We start from the raw sequence: 15,260 nt of genomic DNA, 5'->3' as shown, positions 1-15,260 counted from the left end.
TGGGGCGCCCGCTCGGGCCGTCCCACGTTCGGCGCCCGCCCTGGGCCTACGCTGAACATATGAGCAAGCAGAGCGGACGCGCGCGCGTCGTCGGCCTTCCGGAATGGGACCGCTGCGCGGTCATGGGCGTCGTGAACGTGACGCCCGACTCCTTCTCCGACGGCGGCCGCTGGTTCGACACGACGGCCGCCGTCAAGCATGGCCTCGCCCTGGTCGCCGAGGGCGCGGACCTCGTCGACGTCGGCGGCGAGTCCACCCGCCCCGGCGCCACCCGCGTCGACGAGGCAGAGGAGCTGCGCCGGGTCATCCCCGTCGTGCGCGGTCTCGCCGCCGAAGGGGTGGTCGTCTCCGTCGACACCATGCGCGCCTCCGTCGCCGAGCAGGCCCTCGCCGCCGGCGCCGCCCTCGTCAACGACGTCAGCGGCGGCCTCGCCGACCCGGCGATGATCCCCGTCGTCGCGGACTCCGGCGCCCCCTTCGTCGTCATGCACTGGCGCGGCTTCCTCCAGGGGGGCAACGTCCAGGGCGTCTACGACGACGTCGTCACCGAAGTCGTCGACGAACTGCACGCGCGCGTGGAGGCCGTCCTCGCCGGCGGCGTCTCACCCGACCGCATCGTCGTCGACCCCGGCCTCGGCTTCTCCAAGGACGCCGAGCACGACCTCGCCCTCCTCGCCCACCTCGACCGCCTCCACGCCCTCGGCCACCCCCTCCTGGTCGCCGCCTCCCGCAAACGCTTCCTCGGCCGCGTCCTCGCCGGCCCGGACGCCGCCCCGCCCCCGGCCCGCGAACGCGACGCGGCCACCGCCGCCGTCTCCGCCCTCGCCGCTCAGGCCGGCGCCTGGGCCGTACGCGTGCACGAGGTACGCGCGACAGCGGACGCGGTGCGGGTCGCGCGCGCCGTCGAGGGAGCGCGCACAAACACCCACACACCCGAGCCCGCGGCACGCGATACCGAAACCACACCGGGCGCCTCCGACGAGCACCAGGCACAGTCACCCCCGGACGCACCCGGCGCGGAACTCCAGCGCGGGGCGCACAGCACCCCACACCCGCCCGGCTCGACGGAACCCCAGCCCGGGGCGCAGAACCCAGCCGTCGCCCCCGGCGCAGACCAAGCACGAGGGGCGCGGCCCACCCAGCAGGCACCCCGCTCGCCGGCAGAACGCCAGGCGCAGATCACCGCGCAGGCGCCCGGCTCATCGACAGAACGCGGCGCGCCTGAGTCACGACACGCGCCCGGCGCGGAACTCCAGCGCGGGGCGCACAGCGCTCCGTGGGCGCCCGGCTTGGTCGGTGAGCGCGGGGCGTTGGAGGCGCGGTATGTGCCCGGCGCGGGCAGTGGCGATCGCGCCCCCGGTGTGAGCCGCGCGTCGGCGCAGGAGCGTGCGCGCCGTGGGGAAGGAGAGCGGTGAGCGCGCCGTACACGGACGTCGAGCAGGTGGAGGCCGCGAACACCGCCTTCTACGAGGCGATGGAGCGGGGCGACTTCGAAGCGCTGTCCTCGCTCTGGCTCACCCCGTCCGACCTGGGCGTCGACGAGGAGTACCACGACCCGGCCGACACCGGCGTGATCTCCTGCGTGCACCCGGGCTGGCCGGTACTGACCGGCCGCGGCGACGTCCTCAGGTCGTACGCGCTGATCATGGCGAACACGGACTACATCCAGTTCTTCCTCACCGATGTGCATGTCTCGGTGACCGGCGACACCGCCCTGGTGACCTGCACCGAGAACATCCTCAGCGGCGGCCCCGCACCCAAGGCCGGTGAGGAGCTGGGCCCGCTCGTCGGCCAGCTGGTGGTCGCCACGAACGTGTTCCGCCGTACGCCCGACGGCTGGAAGATCTGGTCCCACCACGCCTCCCCGGTGCTGGCGGAGAACGGCGCCGAGGACGAGGAGGAGACCCCGTCCTGAGTGGGTAGACGCTCCGGCACAGCCCCGCACACGGCCCCCGCAAGGACCAAGGAGTGGTTGGAATCACGAACCCACGGGTAGGGGCGGCTACCGACCCGTGAGCCACCGGGTTCTCCAGGGGAAACGCACGGTGAATCCTCTGGACCCGGAACGGACCGACGCCCCTGCGGCCCGGCCCGGTCAGGCACCGCAGGTAGATTCGTTCGAGGCCGGTGTGCCGCCCGCACACGGCAGGGACCGGCCGTCACCGACGATTGCAGGAGTGATTCGCGTGGATCGTGTCGCGCTGCGCGGCCTGAAGGCCCGCGGGCACCACGGAGTGTTCCCCGAGGAGCGCGAGGAGGGCCAGATCTTCGTCGTGGACCTCGTCCTGGGACTGGACACCCGTCCGGCCGCGGCCGACGACGACCTGGCGAAGACCGTGCACTACGGCATCGTGGCGGAGGAGGTCGTGGCCGTCGTCCAGGGCGAGCCGGTGAACCTCATCGAAACGCTCGCCGAACGCATCGCCGAGGCGTGTCTGAAACACGAAGGGGTCGAGGAGGTCGAGGTCTGCGTCCACAAACCGAACGCGCCGATCACGGTCCCCTTCGACGACGTGACCGTCACCATCACCCGGAGCCGAGTATGACTGCACCCTTCATCAAGGGTCCCAGCGACCCGACCGTACAGCCGGTACCCGCCTCCGTCGTCGAGAAGGTCGACGCCGCCGACACCACGCTGCACAACCCGCAGCGGGCCGTGCTCTCCCTCGGCTCGAACCTCGGCAACCGCCTGGAGACCCTCCAGGGCGCCATCGACGCCCTGGAGGACACCCCGGGCGTGCGCGTCAAGGCGGTGTCGCCGGTGTACGAGACGGAGCCGTGGGGGGTGGAGCCGGGCAGCCAGCCCTCCTACTTCAACGCGGTCGTGGTCCTGAAGACGACCCTGCCCCCGTCGTCCCTGCTGGAGCGGGCGCACGCGGTGGAGGAGGCGTTCCACCGGGTGCGGGAGGAGCGCTGGGGCGCGCGCACGCTGGACGTCGACATCGTGGCGTACGCCGATGTCGTCTCGGACGACCCGCAGCTCACCCTGCCGCACCCGCGCGCCCACCAGCGGGCCTTCGTGCTCGCCCCGTGGCACGACGTGGAGCCCGGCGCCCTGCTGCCCGGCAGCGGCGCGGTCGCCGATCTGCTGGACACGCTCACCCGGGACGGGGTCGCTCCCCGCGAGGACCTGGAACTCCGGCTGCCCGAGTAGTCGTTAGGCTCGACGGGACCGCAAGCAGGCCGGGCCGAGTCGGGGGAGCTGAAGGAAGACCGTGAAAGAGCTGCGCATCAGGGTGCTGGCCGGCCTCTTCGCCGTGGCCGGGGTGCTGTCCTGGGCGGGCGCCCGTCTGTGGAACTCGGTGGGGACACTCCCCAGCGTCCCGCTGGCCGCCCCCATCGTCCTGGCGGTGATCGCCGTGATCCTGCTCGCCACGGCCCTCTCGATCCGCTCCCGCCTCCGGGCCCAGCGCGAGCGCCGCCCCGAGGCGAAGGGCGTGGACCCGCTGATGGCGGCCCGCGCGGTCGTCTTCGGCCAGGCCAGCGCCCTGGTCGCCGCCCTGGTCGCCGGTATGTACGGCGGCACGGGCGTCTTCCTCCTGGAGTTCCTCGACATCCCGGCCCGCCGCGACCAGGCCGTCTACGCCGGCTTCTCGGTCCTCGCGGGCATCGGCGTCATAGCGGCCGCCATCTTCCTGGAGCGCGTCTGCAAGCTCCCCGAGGACGACGACCGCAACTCGGGTGCGGCCTCACCGGCGTAGCGCCGCGTGGTCAGTGCTGCGCCATGATCAGGCTCATCGCCTCGTTGCGGGTGGCCGCGTCCCGCAGCTGGCCGCGCACCGCCGAGGTGATGGTCTTGGCGCCGGGCTTGCGGATGCCCCGCATCGACATGCACATGTGCTCGCACTCGATCACCACGATGACTCCGCGCGGCTCCAGGATCTCCATCAGTGAGTCCGCGATCTGCGTGGTGAGACGTTCCTGCACCTGGGGCCGACGGGCGAACACATCGACCAGCCGGGCCAGCTTCGACAGCCCCGTGATCTTACCGCTGGTGGCCGGGATGTAACCGACGTGGGCCACGCCCCGGAAGGGCACCAGATGGTGTTCACAGGTCGAGAACACCTCGATGTCCTTCACCAGCACCATCTCGTCATGGCCCAGGTCGAACGTGGTGGTCAGCACGTCCTCGGGCTTCTGCCACAGCCCCGCGAAGATCTCCCGGTACGCCCGCGCCACCCGAGCCGGCGTCTCCCTCAGGCCCTCGCGGTCGGGGTCCTCGCCGACCGCGATCAGGAGTTCGCGTACGGCGTTCTCGGCGCGCTTCTCGTCGAACTCGCCGATGATGCCCTCGCCGTCCAGCGTCACGGGGTCGGTCATGTGAAGCCTCGTTCCTGTGCGGGTCGCGTGTGCGCGCACGCGTGTCGTTCTGCGGGTGCGTCACCTGCATGGGCAGTCAGACGCAATGCCGCGCCCCCCAGGCTAGAACCTGGGGGGCGCGGCATCCATTCCGGGCCAGGTGGGGCCGCCGGGGGCGGTCCCGTCGTCCGGGTCAGCTGTCCGAGCGGTCCTCCGGCGCCGGCTCCACCACGGGGGCGGGGTCGACAGCCGTGGACTTGGCGGTGGTGATCGCGGGCGTCGCGCCGTTGGCGCCGTTCGTCAGGGCGAGCTCCTTGGGGGAGAGCACCGGCGGACGGGTGGACGGCGTACGGCGGGAGGAGCCGGTCCAGGCCGGACGCGGCGGGCGCTTGACGATCGGCGCGAAGATCTCGGCGATCTCTTCCTTGCCGAGCGTCTCCTTCTCCAGCAACGCGAGCACCAGGTTGTCGAGGACGTCGCGGTTCTCCACCAGGATCTCCCAGGCTTCGTTGTGCGCGTTCTCGATGAGCTTCTTGACTTCCTCGTCCACCAGGGCGGCGACCTCTTCGGAGTAGTCGCGCTGGTGAGCCATCTCACGGCCGAGGAACGGCTCGGTGTTGTCGCCGCCGAACTTGATGGCGCCGAGGCGCTCGGTCATGCCGTACTGGGTGACCATCGCGCGGGCGGTGGCGGTGGCCTTCTCGATGTCGTTCGCGGCGCCCGTGGTCGGGTCGTGGAAGACCAGTTCCTCGGCCGCGCGGCCGCCCAGCATGTAGGCGAGCTGGTCGAGCATCTCGTTGCGCGTGGTGGAGTACTTGTCCTCGTCCGGCAGGACCATGGTGTAGCCGAGGGCACGGCCACGGGACAGGATCGTGATCTTGTGGACCGGGTCGGAGTTCGGCGAGGCCGCCGCGACCAGGGCGTGACCGCCCTCGTGGTACGCGGTGATCTTCTTCTCCTTGTCCGACATGATCCTGGTCCGCTTCTGCGGGCCCGCCACGACGCGGTCGATGGCCTCGTCGAGCATCTGGTTGTCGATGACCTTCTTGTCGCTGCGGGCGGTGAGCAGCGCCGCCTCGTTCAGCACGTTCGACAGGTCGGCGCCGGAGAAGCCCGGGGTGCGGCGGGCGACCGCCGCGAGGTCGACGTCGGGCGCGACCGGCTTGCCCTTCTGGTGGACCTTGAGGATCTCCAGACGGCCCTGGAGGTCCGGCGGGTCGACCGCGATCTGCCGGTCGAACCGGCCGGGGCGCAGCAGGGCCGGGTCGAGGATGTCGGGCCGGTTGGTCGCGGCGATGAGGATCACGCCGCCCTTGACGTCGAAGCCGTCCATCTCGACGAGCAGCTGGTTCAGCGTCTGCTCGCGCTCGTCGTGACCGCCGCCCAGGCCGGCGCCGCGGTGGCGGCCGACGGCGTCGATCTCGTCGACGAAGACGATCGCCGGGGCGTTCGCCTTGGCCTGCTCGAACAGGTCGCGGACGCGGGAGGCACCGACACCGACGAACATCTCGACGAAGTCGGAACCGGAGATCGAGTAGAACGGCACCCCGGCCTCGCCGGCGACGGCACGCGCGAGCAGCGTCTTGCCGGTGCCGGGACGGCCGTAGAGGAGCACGCCCTTGGGGATCTTGGCGCCGACGGCCTGGAACTTCGCCGGCTCCTGGAGGAACTCCTTGATCTCGTGGAGCTCCTCGACGGCCTCGTCACAGCCCGCGACGTCGGCGAACGTCGTCTTGGGGGTGTCCTTGGTGATCAGCTTGGCCTTGGACTTGCCGAAGTTCATCACCCGGGAGCCGCCGCCCTGCATCTGATTCATCAGGAACAGGAAGACGACCACGATGAGGACGAAGGGGAGCAGCGAGAGCAGGATCCCGACGAAGGGGTTCTGCTTGGACGGCGACACCGTGTAGCCGTCCGTGATCTGCTTGTCCTGGTATTTGGTCTGCAGCGTGTTGGCGATGGTCACGCCCTGGTCGCCGATGTAGCTCGCCTGGATCTTGGAGCTGCCCTCGACCTTTACGCCGTCCTTGAGCGTGACCTTGATGGTCTGCTCGTCACCGGTGGTGAGCTTGGCCGACTCGACCTTGTTGTCGTTGATCGCCTGGACGACCTGGCCGGTGTCCACCGTCTTGTAGCCGCCGGTATCGCCGACGACCTGCATCAACACGACCACGGCAAGGACGGCCAGCACGATCCACATGACCGGCCCACGGAAGTATCGCTTCACGTCCATCCACACGGAGCGGTGCCGCCCCGTCCCTCCTGCCATAGTGAGTTTGATAAGACAGTTCTTCTGACGGTACCCCAGCATTGTGGCCCGAGGCCGCACGGAGAAGCTGGCAGAGCCGTTCTGCATGCTCCAACGGCGCGAGGCCCGCTGGGGTTCCCGATCGTCCTACAAGACTGGCCCGTCCGGCTCAGTGGCCGGTGGCGGGCGGCTCAGCCGCCGTAGACGTGGGGCGCGAGCGTACCGACGAACGGGAGGTTGCGGTACTTCTCGGCGTAGTCGAGGCCGTAGCCGACGACGAACTCGTTGGGGATGTCGAAGCCGACCCACTCCACGTCGATGGCGACCTTCGCGGCGTCCGGCTTGCGCAGCAGCGTGCACACCTTCAGGGAGGCGGGCTCCCGGGAGCCGAGGTTGTTGATCAGCCAGGACAGGGTGAGACCGGAGTCGATGATGTCCTCGACGATCAGGACGTGCCGGCCCTTGATGTCGGTGTCGAGGTCCTTGAGGATCCGCACGACACCGGAGGACTGGGTGCCCGCGCCGTAGGACGACACGGCCATCCAGTCCATGGTGACGGGGGTGGACAGTGCCCGGGCGAGGTCGGCCATGACCATCACCGCGCCCTTGAGGACGCCGACGATGAGCAGGTCCTTGCCCGCGTACTCCGCGTCGATCTTCGCGGCCAGCTCGGCCAGCTTCGCGTCGATCTCTTCCTTGGTGATGAGTACCTGCTTGAGGTCGGCACCCATGTCTTTCGCGTCCACCCGCATCACTTTCGGTCGGTCGTCCCACCGGCTGCTCGCCCCCTGGTGGGGGTAAGGATTCAGCCTTGCCGAATCACCAGTCTGCCACCCTGCCGCTGGGCGACGACTTTGCCGGGAAGATTGATGGCCCCCTGGCCGCGCCAGCCGGTGATCAGCCGGTCGACTTCCTCGATGTGGCGGGCGAACAGGGAACCGGCCGGTGCGCCGGCTTCGATGGCGGCGCGCCGCAGGATCCGGCGGCGGACGGCGGGCGGCAGGGCGTACAGCTTGGCGCACTCCAGGAGGCCGGCGGCGTCACGGACGGTGGCGTCGGCCTGGCCGGCCCAGGCGTCGAGGGCGTCGGCGTCGTCGCGGGAGAGCTGGGCGGTACGGGCGAGGGCCTCGACGACGCCCTTGCCGAGGGCCTTCTCCAGGGCGGGCAGGCCCTCGTGGCGCAGCCGGGAGCGGGTGTAGGCCGGGTCCGCGTTGTGCGGGTCGTCCCAGACGGGCAGGGACTGGACCATGCACGCCTTGCGGGCGGTCTGCCGGTCGAGCTGGAGGAAGGGGCGCCGGTAGCGGCCGCTGGCCCCCGAGACCGCGGCCATACCGGACAGGGAGCGGATGCCGGAGCCGCGGGCGAGGCCGAGCAGGACGGTCTCGGCCTGGTCGTCGCGGGTGTGGCCGAGCAGGATCGCGGTGGCGCCGTGGGTGTCGGCGGCGGCGTCCAGGGCGGCGTAGCGGGCGTCGCGCGCGGCGGCTTCGGGGCCACCCACGCGGCCCACGGTGACGGCGGTCGACTCGACGGGGTCCAGGCCGAGTTCACGCAGGCGCAGGACGACTTCCGCGGCGCGCAGGTCGGAGCCCGGCTGCAGGCCGTGGTCGACGGTGACGCCGCCCGCGCGGATGCCGAGTTTGGGGGCTTCGAAGGCGAGGGCGGAGGCGAGCGCCATGGAGTCGGCGCCGCCGGAGCACGCCACGAGCACGAGCGGCGACGGCGCGGGCTCGCGGTGCGTGGTGTCGGGGGCGGAGGACTGTTCGGTGAGGAGGTCGTGAAGGACGCGGCGGACCGCCAGGCGTATCGCCGCGACCGCAGGATGGGGACCCATGTCCGGTTCCCTTCATGATGTTTTCGGGGGGTGAGCCCGAGGCCGGTCACTCAGAGTGTGTAGATGGTGACAGAACCGGGCCGTTCCCCGAGCATTGCACGCCTGCCCAGGGCTCACGGTCCCTCGGACGGGTGATTGCAGGGGCGTTCGCCTGCCGTCGGCCGAATCCTGTTCACCCCGTCACGAGGGGGTCACGACTCGGCCTTGCGGTGCACCCGCGCGACCCAGTCCGCCGGTTTGGCGATCTCGGCCTTCGTGGGGAGGGTGTTCGGGGAGGTCCACACCCGGTTGAAGCCGTCCATGCCGACCTGGCCGACGACCGCCCGTACGAAGCGCTCGCCGTCCCGGTACTGCTTGAGCTTGGCGTCCAGCCCGAGCAGCTTGCGCAGGGCGACGTCCAGGCGGGAGGCGCCCTTGGCGCGACGCTGCTGGAACTTCTCGCGGATCTCGGCGACGCTCGGTACGACGTCCGGGCCGACCCCGTCCATCACGAAGTCGGCGTGGCCCTCCAGGAGTGACATCACGGCGGTGAGGCGGCTGAGAATCTCCCGCTGCGCCGGGGTCTGCACCAGCTCCACCAGGGAGCGTCCGCCGTCGTCCTCCTCGCCCTCGGGGCGACCGCCGGCGAGGGACTGGGCGGCCTCGCGGATCCGCTCCAGGAAGGTCATGGGGTCGACGTCGGTCTCCCCCAAGAAAGACTGGATTTCGCCCTCCAGGTGGTCGCGCAGCCAGGGCACGGCGGAGAACTGGGTGCGGTGCGTCTCCTCGTGCAGACACACCCACAGGCGGAAGTCGTGGGGCTCGACGTCGAGTTCGCGCTCGACGTGGACGATGTTCGGCGCGACCAGCAGCAGCCGGCCGCCGCTGTGTTCGCCGGCGGGCAGGTCGCGGGTGGCGGGGGCGAAGGTCTCGTACTGGCCGAGGACGCGGGAGGCCAGGAAGGACAGCAGCATGCCGAGTTCCACGCCGGTGACCTTGCCGCCGACGGCGCCGAGGACCGCGCCGCCGGGGGTGTTGCCGCGCCGCTCCTGCATCTTGTCGAGGAGGGGTTTGAGGATCTCCCGGAAGCCGGCGACGTTGGCCCGGACCCAGCCGGGGCGGTCGACGACGAGGACCGGGGTGTCGTGGGTCTCCTCGTCACCCATCCGGGTGAAGCCGCGCACGTGCTGCTCGGACGCCTTGGCGTGCCGGCGCAGCTCCGCGACGACGGCCCTGGCCTCGTCGCGGCTGACCTCTGGGCCCGGCCGTACGAGGCGGGTCGCGGTCGCGACCGCGAGGTTCCAGTCGACCATCTCCGCACCACCGATGCTCGTCATGTGTCAACCGTACGTGAGCGCTGCCGCTGGGGGCAGGCCGCGGAGGTTTCGGCTGAGCGGGGGTGGGTGCGCTCGCCCGCGCCGGCGGGGTGCCGCTGGACAGGACGTACCCAGGGGCGCGGGGAACTGCGCGACCGGCCACACACCACCCGCACACGGGCGACAGGCACGGCCCGCCCACCTCCGTGGCCGCCTCATCGCCTCCGTGGCCACCTCATCGGCACCCGCACGCCGCCAGTGCCGTGGCTGCCTGGTCGAGCGCGGCCTGGGCCGCCCAGGCGTTCGTCGTGTCGGAGGCGAGGAGCGCGAAGGCGAGGAGGCGGCCGTCGGTGTCGACGACTGTGCCGGCGAGGGTGTTCACGCCTCGCAGGGTGCCGGTCTTGGCGCGTACGACGCCGGCCGCGCCGTCGGTGTAGCGGCTGGAGAGGGTGCCGGTGAAGCCGGCGACGGGGAGGCCGGTGAGGGTGGCGCGGAGTTCCGGGTGGGCGGGGTCGGCGGCCTTGACCAGGAGGGCGGTGAGGAGGCTCGGGGTGAGGCGGTCGTTGCGGTCGAGGCCGCTGCCGTCCTTGAAGGAGACGCCGGCCAGCGGCAGCCCGAGCCGCTTCAGCTGGGCGTGGATCGCGCGCCCGCCGCCCGCGAAGTCGGCGCGTTCGCCGGTCGCGAGAGCGGTCTGACGGGCGAGGGCCTCGGCGATGTCGTTGTCGCTGTTGGTCAGCATCCGCTCGACCAGGACGGACAGCGGCGGCGAGGAGACCGTGGCGAGGGTCTGCGCGCGGGCGGTCGCCTTGGAGGGACCCGGGGAGCCGGCCTTGATGCCCGCCGCCCGCAGGAAGTCCGCGAAGCGGCGCGTCGCGTCCGCCGCCGGGTCGGGCGCCCGGCGCACCTGTCCGCTCGTCGAGTCGTCGGTGCGGGCCTGGTCGGCCATCAGGGGGGTGACCAGGGCCAGGTTGGGGTTGACCCCGATGGGGTGAAGCGGGGAACCGGCGTAGAGGGCGGTGTCGTAGGACAGGGTCACCTCCGTGATGCCGCGCTTCTTCAGGGCGGTGGCCGTGCTCGCCGCGAGGGTGCGCAGGCTGGCCCAGCCGTCCGCGTCCGCGCGGGCGGTCAGGGTGGGGTCGCCGCCGCCGACCAGGACGAGCTCCTTGGTGTCGGGTTCCAGGGACGCGCGCGTGGTGAGGCGGTGGTCGGGGCCCATCGCGGTGAGCGCGGCGACGGCGGTGGCGACCTTCGTCGTCGAGGCGGGTGTGAGGGCCCGGTCGGCGCCGGAGCCGTACAGGAGCCTGCCGGTGGCCACGTCGACGACCGCGGCGGCGTGCAGGTCGCCGAGGGCGGGGACGTCCAGCAGCGGGTCCAGGACGGCCGCGAGGGCGGTGTCGTCGGGGACGGAGCCGGGGCCGGCCTGCACCGTGCCGGAGGTGCCGCCGAGGCCGGTGAGGACGGAGGCGGCGCTGGGGGCGGGGCGCGGCTCGGGGGCGGCCTGGTCCGCGGTGGCGGAGCCGTGATCTGCGCCACCCGTGCGACCCAGGGCGGCCGCCCTGTCCCGCTCGGCCGTACGCTGACCCGTGGAGTCCCAGGGGCCGGCGGCGGTCACCGCACCGGCGGCCAGTGCCAGCCCGGCCGTGACCGCACCCGCGGTGTACTGCCAGGTCCTGGCGGTCTTCGGCCCCGTGGTCCGGGGGAGCTGCGGTTTCGCGGCCCGTGTGAGCCGTGCGACCCTCGGCTTCGCGGCCGCGGCCACACGCGCCAGACGGGGTCGTACGGCGGCGGCGATCCGCACCACGTGCGGTCTCGTGACCCGCCACGGCCTCAGTTCTGGCACGACCACCAGCCCCTTTCGCGATCACACACCTGCGTGAGGGACACTTAATCACCCGAAGTATGTGCTGATCATGGAGGAGCCACCGGTGGAGTTCGACGTCACGATCGAGATCCCGAAGGGTTCGCGCAACAAGTACGAGGTGGACCACGAGACCGGTCGGATCCGCCTGGACCGTCGACTCTTCACCTCGACCGCCTACCCGACCGACTACGGCTTCGTCGAGAACACCCTCGGCGAGGACGGCGACCCGCTCGACGCGCTGGTCATCCTGGACGAGCCGACGTTCCCGGGCTGTCTGATCCGCTGCCGCGCGATCGGCATGTTCCGCATGACCGACGAGGCCGGCGGCGACGACAAGCTGCTGTGCGTGCCGGCGACGGACCCGCGCGTGGAGCACCTGCGCGACATCCACCACGTGTCGGAGTTCGACCGCCTGGAGATCCAGCACTTCTTCGAGGTCTACAAGGACCTGGAGCCCGGCAAGTCCGTCGAGGGCGCCAACTGGGTGGGCCGCACGGACGCCGAGGCCGAGATCGAGCGGTCGTACAAGCGCTTCAAGGAGCAGGGCGGCCACTGAGCACCCTGAGCTCCGTCTCACCTGATGGGCCGCACGCACACGCGTGCGGCCCATTTCGCTGTCCTTGCGCATACTGTGGCCGACGGAAGGTGTCGTTCAGGGAGCGTTGCTCAGTGCCGGAGGCGGAGGACCGCAAGCCACAGTCGGACGAGGCGAAGATGGCCTTCACGCCGCCGGCCGGGGTGGAGGTGGGAGACAGCGAGTCGGAGACCACGTCCGAGTTCGCCCTCCCGGTGGGCCTGGAGGCCCCGCAGCCGCCCTCGGCGGAGCCGGAGGGCTCGGCGTTCACCCCGCCCAGCGGCTACAGCGCGCAGAGCGCCCCTGGGGCCTTCACGCCGCCCTCCGGGATGCCGGCGGTGTCGCTGGCCAAGGACGTGCCCTGGCAGGACCGGATGCGCACGATGCTGCGCATGTCGGTGGCCGACCGGCCCGCGCCCGAGCCGGTGCAGAAGGCGGAGGAGGAGGGCGGTCCGGCCGTCCCGCGCGTGCTCGACCTGACACTGCGTCTCGGGGAGCTGCTGCTGGCGGGCGGGGAGGGCGCCGAGGACGTGGAGGCCGCGATGTTCGCGGTGTGCCGGGCGTACGGGCTGGACCGCTGCGAGCCGAACGTCACCTTCACCCTGCTGTCGATCTCCCATCAGCCGTCGCTGGTGGAGGACCCGGTGACGGCGTCCCGGACGGTGCGCCGCCGGGGCACCGACTACACCCGGCTGGCGGCCGTCTTCCGGTTGGTGGACGACCTCACCGACCCGGAGACCCATGTCTCCCTGGAGGAGGCGTACCGGCGCCTCGCGGAGATCCGCCGCAACCGGCATCCGTACCCCACCTGGGTGCTCACCTCGGCCAGCGGGCTGCTGGCGGGCGCGGCCTCGGTGCTCGTCGGCGGTGGGCCGCTGGTGTTCGTGGCGGCCGCGGTCGGGGCGATGCTCGGGGACCGGCTGGCGTGGTTGTGCGCGGGGCGCGGGCTGCCGGAGTTCTACCAGTTCCTGGTGGCCGCGATGCCGCCGGCGGCGATCGGGGTCGCGCTGAACCTGGCGCACGTCGACGTGAAGGCGTCCGCGGTCATCACCGGTGGGCTGTTCGCGCTGCTGCCGGGGCGGGCGCTGGTGGCGGGCGTGCAGGACGGTCTGACCGGGTTCTACATCACCGCGGCCGCGCGTCTGCTGGAGGTCATGTACTTCTTCGTGGGCATCGTGGTCGGGGTGCTCGTGGTGCTGTACATGGGCGTCAACCTGGGCGCCCATCTCAGCCCCGACGCGGCGCTGGGCAGCGTCGAGCGGCCGCTGCTGCAGATCGGCGCGTCGATGCTGCTGTCGCTGACCTTCGCGGTGCTGCTCCAGCAGGAACGGTCCACCGTGCTCGCGGTGACCCTCAACGGGGGTGTCGCCTGGGTGGTGTACGGCGCCATGCACTACGCCGGCGGGATGTCGCCGGTCGCTTCAACGGCGGCCGCGGCGGGGCTGGTCGGCCTGTTCGGGCAGTTGCTGGCGCGGCATCGGTTCGCTTCGGCTCTGCCGTACACGACGGCGGCGATCGGGCCGCTGCTGCCGGGGTCCGCGACGTACTTCGGGCTGTTGTCCATCGCGCAGAACGAAGTCGACCGGGGGTTGGCTTCGCTGACCAAGGCGGCGGCGTTGGCCATGGCTATCGCGATCGGGGTGAATCTGGGGTCGGAGGTCTCTCGGATGTTCCTGAGAGTTTCCGTCGAGAAGCGCAGGGCCGCGAAGAGGACGCGGGGGTTCTGAGCCGGGCGCCGGCGAACTCGTGGGGGCGGAGCCGCACATCGATGCAGCCCCGCGCCCCTTTGTCGGTCAGTAGCCGCCTTGGTCGTACGGGTACTGGGCGCCGTACCGCTGCTGCTGCGGCTGCGGCTGCTGTTGCGGGTACTGCTGGCCGTAGTACTGGTTCTGGTCGTACTGCTGGTGGTTCGGCTGCTGGGGGTCCGCGGGGATGCGGCGCAGCTGGGTCGTGGCGTCGTCCATGACCGGGTACGGGGCCGGGGCCTGCGGCTGGGGCTGCGGCGACGGAGCCTCGGCCGCCGCGCGCTTCTTCTTGGAGCGTTCGCGCAGGAACTCGACGATGATCGGGACGACGGAGACGAAAACGATCAGGACCAGGATCGCCTCGACGTTGGTCTTGATGAACTCGATCTGGCCCAGCCAGTAGCCCGCGAGGGTGACGCCGCAGCCCCAGGCGATGCCGCCGATGACGTTGTACGCGAGGAACGTGCGGTACTTCATGCGGCCCGCGCCGGCCGTGATGGGGGCGAAGGTGCGCACGATCGGTACGAAGCGGGCGAGGACGATCGCCTTGGGGCCGTACTTCTCCATGAACTCGTGGGCCTTCTCCAGGTTCTCCTGTTTGAAGAGCTTGGAGTTGGGCCGGTTGAAGAGCTTGGGGCCCAGGAACTTGCCGATCATGTAACCGACTTGGTCGCCGACGACGGCGGCGATCACGATCAGCGTGCAGACCAGCCAGAGGGGCTGGGTGATGTAGTTCCCCTCGGCCACGAAGAGGCCCGCCGTGAACAGCAGGGAGTCGCCGGGCAGGAAGGCGAACAGCCCGGACTCGGCGAAGACGATCAGCAGGATGCCGGGGAGGCTGAAGGTCTCGATCAGATAGTCCGGGCTCAGCCACTCGGGGCCGAGCGCAAGCGTGGTCACGGGTCTGTGGCTCCTGCGGTGGGATGCGGGCTGGGGGCGTGGCTGCCCAAACCTATCAACGCAGCCGCCATGGCCCAGGTTCCATGGCTGTTCTCAGGATGCACTGTGCCCCCGCTCGCACAAAGCTGTGGGCATGGGTATCGACGAATACGGCGGCGGCCAGGGCCCTCAGCCGGACGTACTGGTGGTGACGACGAACGACGTGCCCGGACACCGGGTGCAGGCGGTCCTCGGGGAGGTCTTCGGGCTGACCGTGCGCTCCCGGCACCTGGGAAGTCAGATCGGCGCCGGTCTGAAGTCGATGATCGGCGGGGAGTTGAAGGGGCTGACGAAGACGCTCGTGCAGACCCGCAACCAGGCGATGGAGCGGCTCGTGGAGCAGGCACGCGCGCGTGGGGCGAACGCGGTGCTGATGTTCCGCTTCGACGTGACGGACGCCTCGGATGTCGGCACCGAGGTCTGCGCGTACGGAACGGCCGTGGTCCTGGCCCGGGAGTGAGCCCGGGC

General features: G+C 71.2%; 14 protein-coding genes and 1 pseudogene. 8 read left to right on the top strand and 7 right to left on the bottom strand.

The annotated features are described in order from the left end of the window. Nucleotides 1–59: 59 nt before the first annotated feature. The 5 genes and pseudogenes from folP to ACH5AC_RS34020 all read left to right on the top strand — a co-directional run. Nucleotides 60–923, top strand: a pseudogene (gene folP / locus ACH5AC_RS34040) (dihydropteroate synthase); the annotation flags it as partial. A gap of 488 nt (nt 924–1,411) precedes the next feature. After that, on the top strand, nt 1,412–1,915 hold the full coding sequence (locus ACH5AC_RS34035; protein ID WP_398866159.1) for a nuclear transport factor 2 family protein: 504 nt from the start codon (nt 1,412–1,414) through the stop codon (nt 1,913–1,915). Between the two features lie 271 nt (nt 1,916–2,186). Next, entirely contained in the window at nt 2,187–2,546 is a 360-nt protein-coding gene (gene folB / locus ACH5AC_RS34030; RefSeq protein WP_398866158.1) for a dihydroneopterin aldolase, read from the top strand. Further along, nucleotides 2,543–3,154: a 2-amino-4-hydroxy-6-hydroxymethyldihydropteridine diphosphokinase gene (gene folK, locus ACH5AC_RS34025; RefSeq protein ID WP_398866157.1), complete on the top strand. Its 612-nt coding sequence runs from the start codon at nt 2,543–2,545 to the stop codon at nt 3,152–3,154. Before folB ends, folK begins: the two co-directional genes overlap by 4 nt. Nucleotides 3,155–3,215: 61 nt before the next feature. Next, nucleotides 3,216–3,701, top strand: a complete 486-nt coding sequence (locus tag ACH5AC_RS34020; RefSeq protein WP_398866156.1) for a DUF3180 domain-containing protein — start codon at nt 3,216–3,218, stop codon at nt 3,699–3,701. A gap of 10 nt (nt 3,702–3,711) precedes the next feature. Here ACH5AC_RS34020 and folE read toward each other — a convergent pair whose 3' ends face one another. From folE to dacB, 6 genes are all read right to left on the bottom strand, one after another. Then, nucleotides 3,712–4,320, bottom strand: a complete 609-nt coding sequence (gene folE, locus ACH5AC_RS34015; protein WP_398866155.1) for a GTP cyclohydrolase I FolE — start codon at nt 4,318–4,320, stop codon at nt 3,712–3,714. 172 nt (nt 4,321–4,492) lie between these two features. Further along, nucleotides 4,493–6,532 carry an ATP-dependent zinc metalloprotease FtsH gene (ftsH, locus tag ACH5AC_RS34010; protein ID WP_398866212.1) on the bottom strand — a complete coding sequence of 680 codons (2,040 nt, stop codon included), beginning with the start codon at nt 6,530–6,532 and terminating at the stop codon, nt 4,493–4,495. A 206-nt stretch (nt 6,533–6,738) separates the two neighbouring features. Beyond that, the gene (gene hpt / locus ACH5AC_RS34005) at nt 6,739–7,299 is read right to left on the bottom strand and encodes a hypoxanthine phosphoribosyltransferase (protein WP_381078971.1); all 561 of its coding nucleotides are present in this window, start codon (nt 7,297–7,299) and stop codon (nt 6,739–6,741) included. A gap of 53 nt (nt 7,300–7,352) precedes the next feature. Continuing rightward, nucleotides 7,353–8,378, bottom strand: a complete 1,026-nt coding sequence (tilS, locus tag ACH5AC_RS34000) for a tRNA lysidine(34) synthetase TilS (protein ID WP_398866154.1) — start codon at nt 8,376–8,378, stop codon at nt 7,353–7,355. A gap of 191 nt (nt 8,379–8,569) precedes the next feature. Then, nucleotides 8,570–9,694 (bottom strand): zinc-dependent metalloprotease, encoded by a 1,125-nt coding sequence (locus ACH5AC_RS33995; RefSeq protein WP_398866152.1) that lies wholly within the window; start codon nt 9,692–9,694, stop codon nt 8,570–8,572. A gap of 214 nt (nt 9,695–9,908) precedes the next feature. Beyond that, nucleotides 9,909–11,519, bottom strand: coding sequence for a D-alanyl-D-alanine carboxypeptidase/D-alanyl-D-alanine-endopeptidase (dacB, locus tag ACH5AC_RS33990; RefSeq protein ID WP_398866151.1), 1,611 nt, complete (start codon nt 11,517–11,519; stop codon nt 9,909–9,911). A 79-nt stretch (nt 11,520–11,598) separates the two neighbouring features. On the opposite strand from dacB, the gene ACH5AC_RS33985 reads away from it, so the two are divergent. Both ACH5AC_RS33985 and ACH5AC_RS33980 read left to right on the top strand, forming a co-directional pair. Continuing rightward, entirely contained in the window at nt 11,599–12,090 is a 492-nt protein-coding gene (locus ACH5AC_RS33985; protein ID WP_029381130.1) for an inorganic diphosphatase, read from the top strand. Between the two features lie 113 nt (nt 12,091–12,203). Beyond that, nucleotides 12,204–13,835 (top strand): threonine/serine exporter ThrE family protein, encoded by a 1,632-nt coding sequence (locus tag ACH5AC_RS33980; RefSeq protein ID WP_398866150.1) that lies wholly within the window; start codon nt 12,204–12,206, stop codon nt 13,833–13,835. Nucleotides 13,836–13,901: 66 nt separating this feature from the next. On the opposite strand, the gene ACH5AC_RS33975 is transcribed toward ACH5AC_RS33980, so the two are convergent. After that, entirely contained in the window at nt 13,902–14,753 is an 852-nt protein-coding gene (locus ACH5AC_RS33975; RefSeq protein WP_398866149.1) for a DedA family protein, read from the bottom strand. Between the two features lie 133 nt (nt 14,754–14,886). Between ACH5AC_RS33975 and ACH5AC_RS33970 the strand changes: the two genes are divergently transcribed. Next, nucleotides 14,887–15,252: a YbjQ family protein gene (locus tag ACH5AC_RS33970; protein ID WP_398866148.1), complete on the top strand. Its 366-nt coding sequence runs from the start codon at nt 14,887–14,889 to the stop codon at nt 15,250–15,252. The last annotated feature ends 8 nt before the right edge of the window (nt 15,253–15,260 follow it).

Origin of the sequence: Streptomyces sp. NPDC018693 (assembly GCF_044391385.1) — a bacterium.
Classification (GTDB): domain Bacteria; phylum Actinomycetota; class Actinomycetes; order Streptomycetales; family Streptomycetaceae; genus Streptomyces.
The sequence above is the reverse complement of the archived record's forward strand: the minus strand, read 5'-3'. Positions and strand labels throughout refer to the sequence as shown.

What these genes read in the sequence shown, in the direction of transcription:
- folK (WP_398866157.1), top strand. Translation starts at nt 2,543, where the DNA reads ATGACTGCACCCTTCATCAAGGGTCCCAGCGACCCGACCGTACAGCCG.
- folE (WP_398866155.1), bottom strand. Translation starts at nt 4,320, where the DNA reads ATGACCGACCCCGTGACGCTGGACGGCGAGGGCATCATCGGCGAGTTC.
- ftsH (WP_398866212.1), bottom strand. Translation starts at nt 6,532, where the DNA reads ATGGACGTGAAGCGATACTTCCGTGGGCCGGTCATGTGGATCGTGCTG.
- hpt (WP_381078971.1), bottom strand. Translation starts at nt 7,299, where the DNA reads ATGCGGGTGGACGCGAAAGACATGGGTGCCGACCTCAAGCAGGTACTC.
- tilS (WP_398866154.1), bottom strand. Translation starts at nt 8,378, where the DNA reads ATGGGTCCCCATCCTGCGGTCGCGGCGATACGCCTGGCGGTCCGCCGC.
- ACH5AC_RS33995 (WP_398866152.1), bottom strand. Translation starts at nt 9,694, where the DNA reads ATGACGAGCATCGGTGGTGCGGAGATGGTCGACTGGAACCTCGCGGTC.
- ACH5AC_RS33970 (WP_398866148.1), top strand. Translation starts at nt 14,887, where the DNA reads ATGGGTATCGACGAATACGGCGGCGGCCAGGGCCCTCAGCCGGACGTA.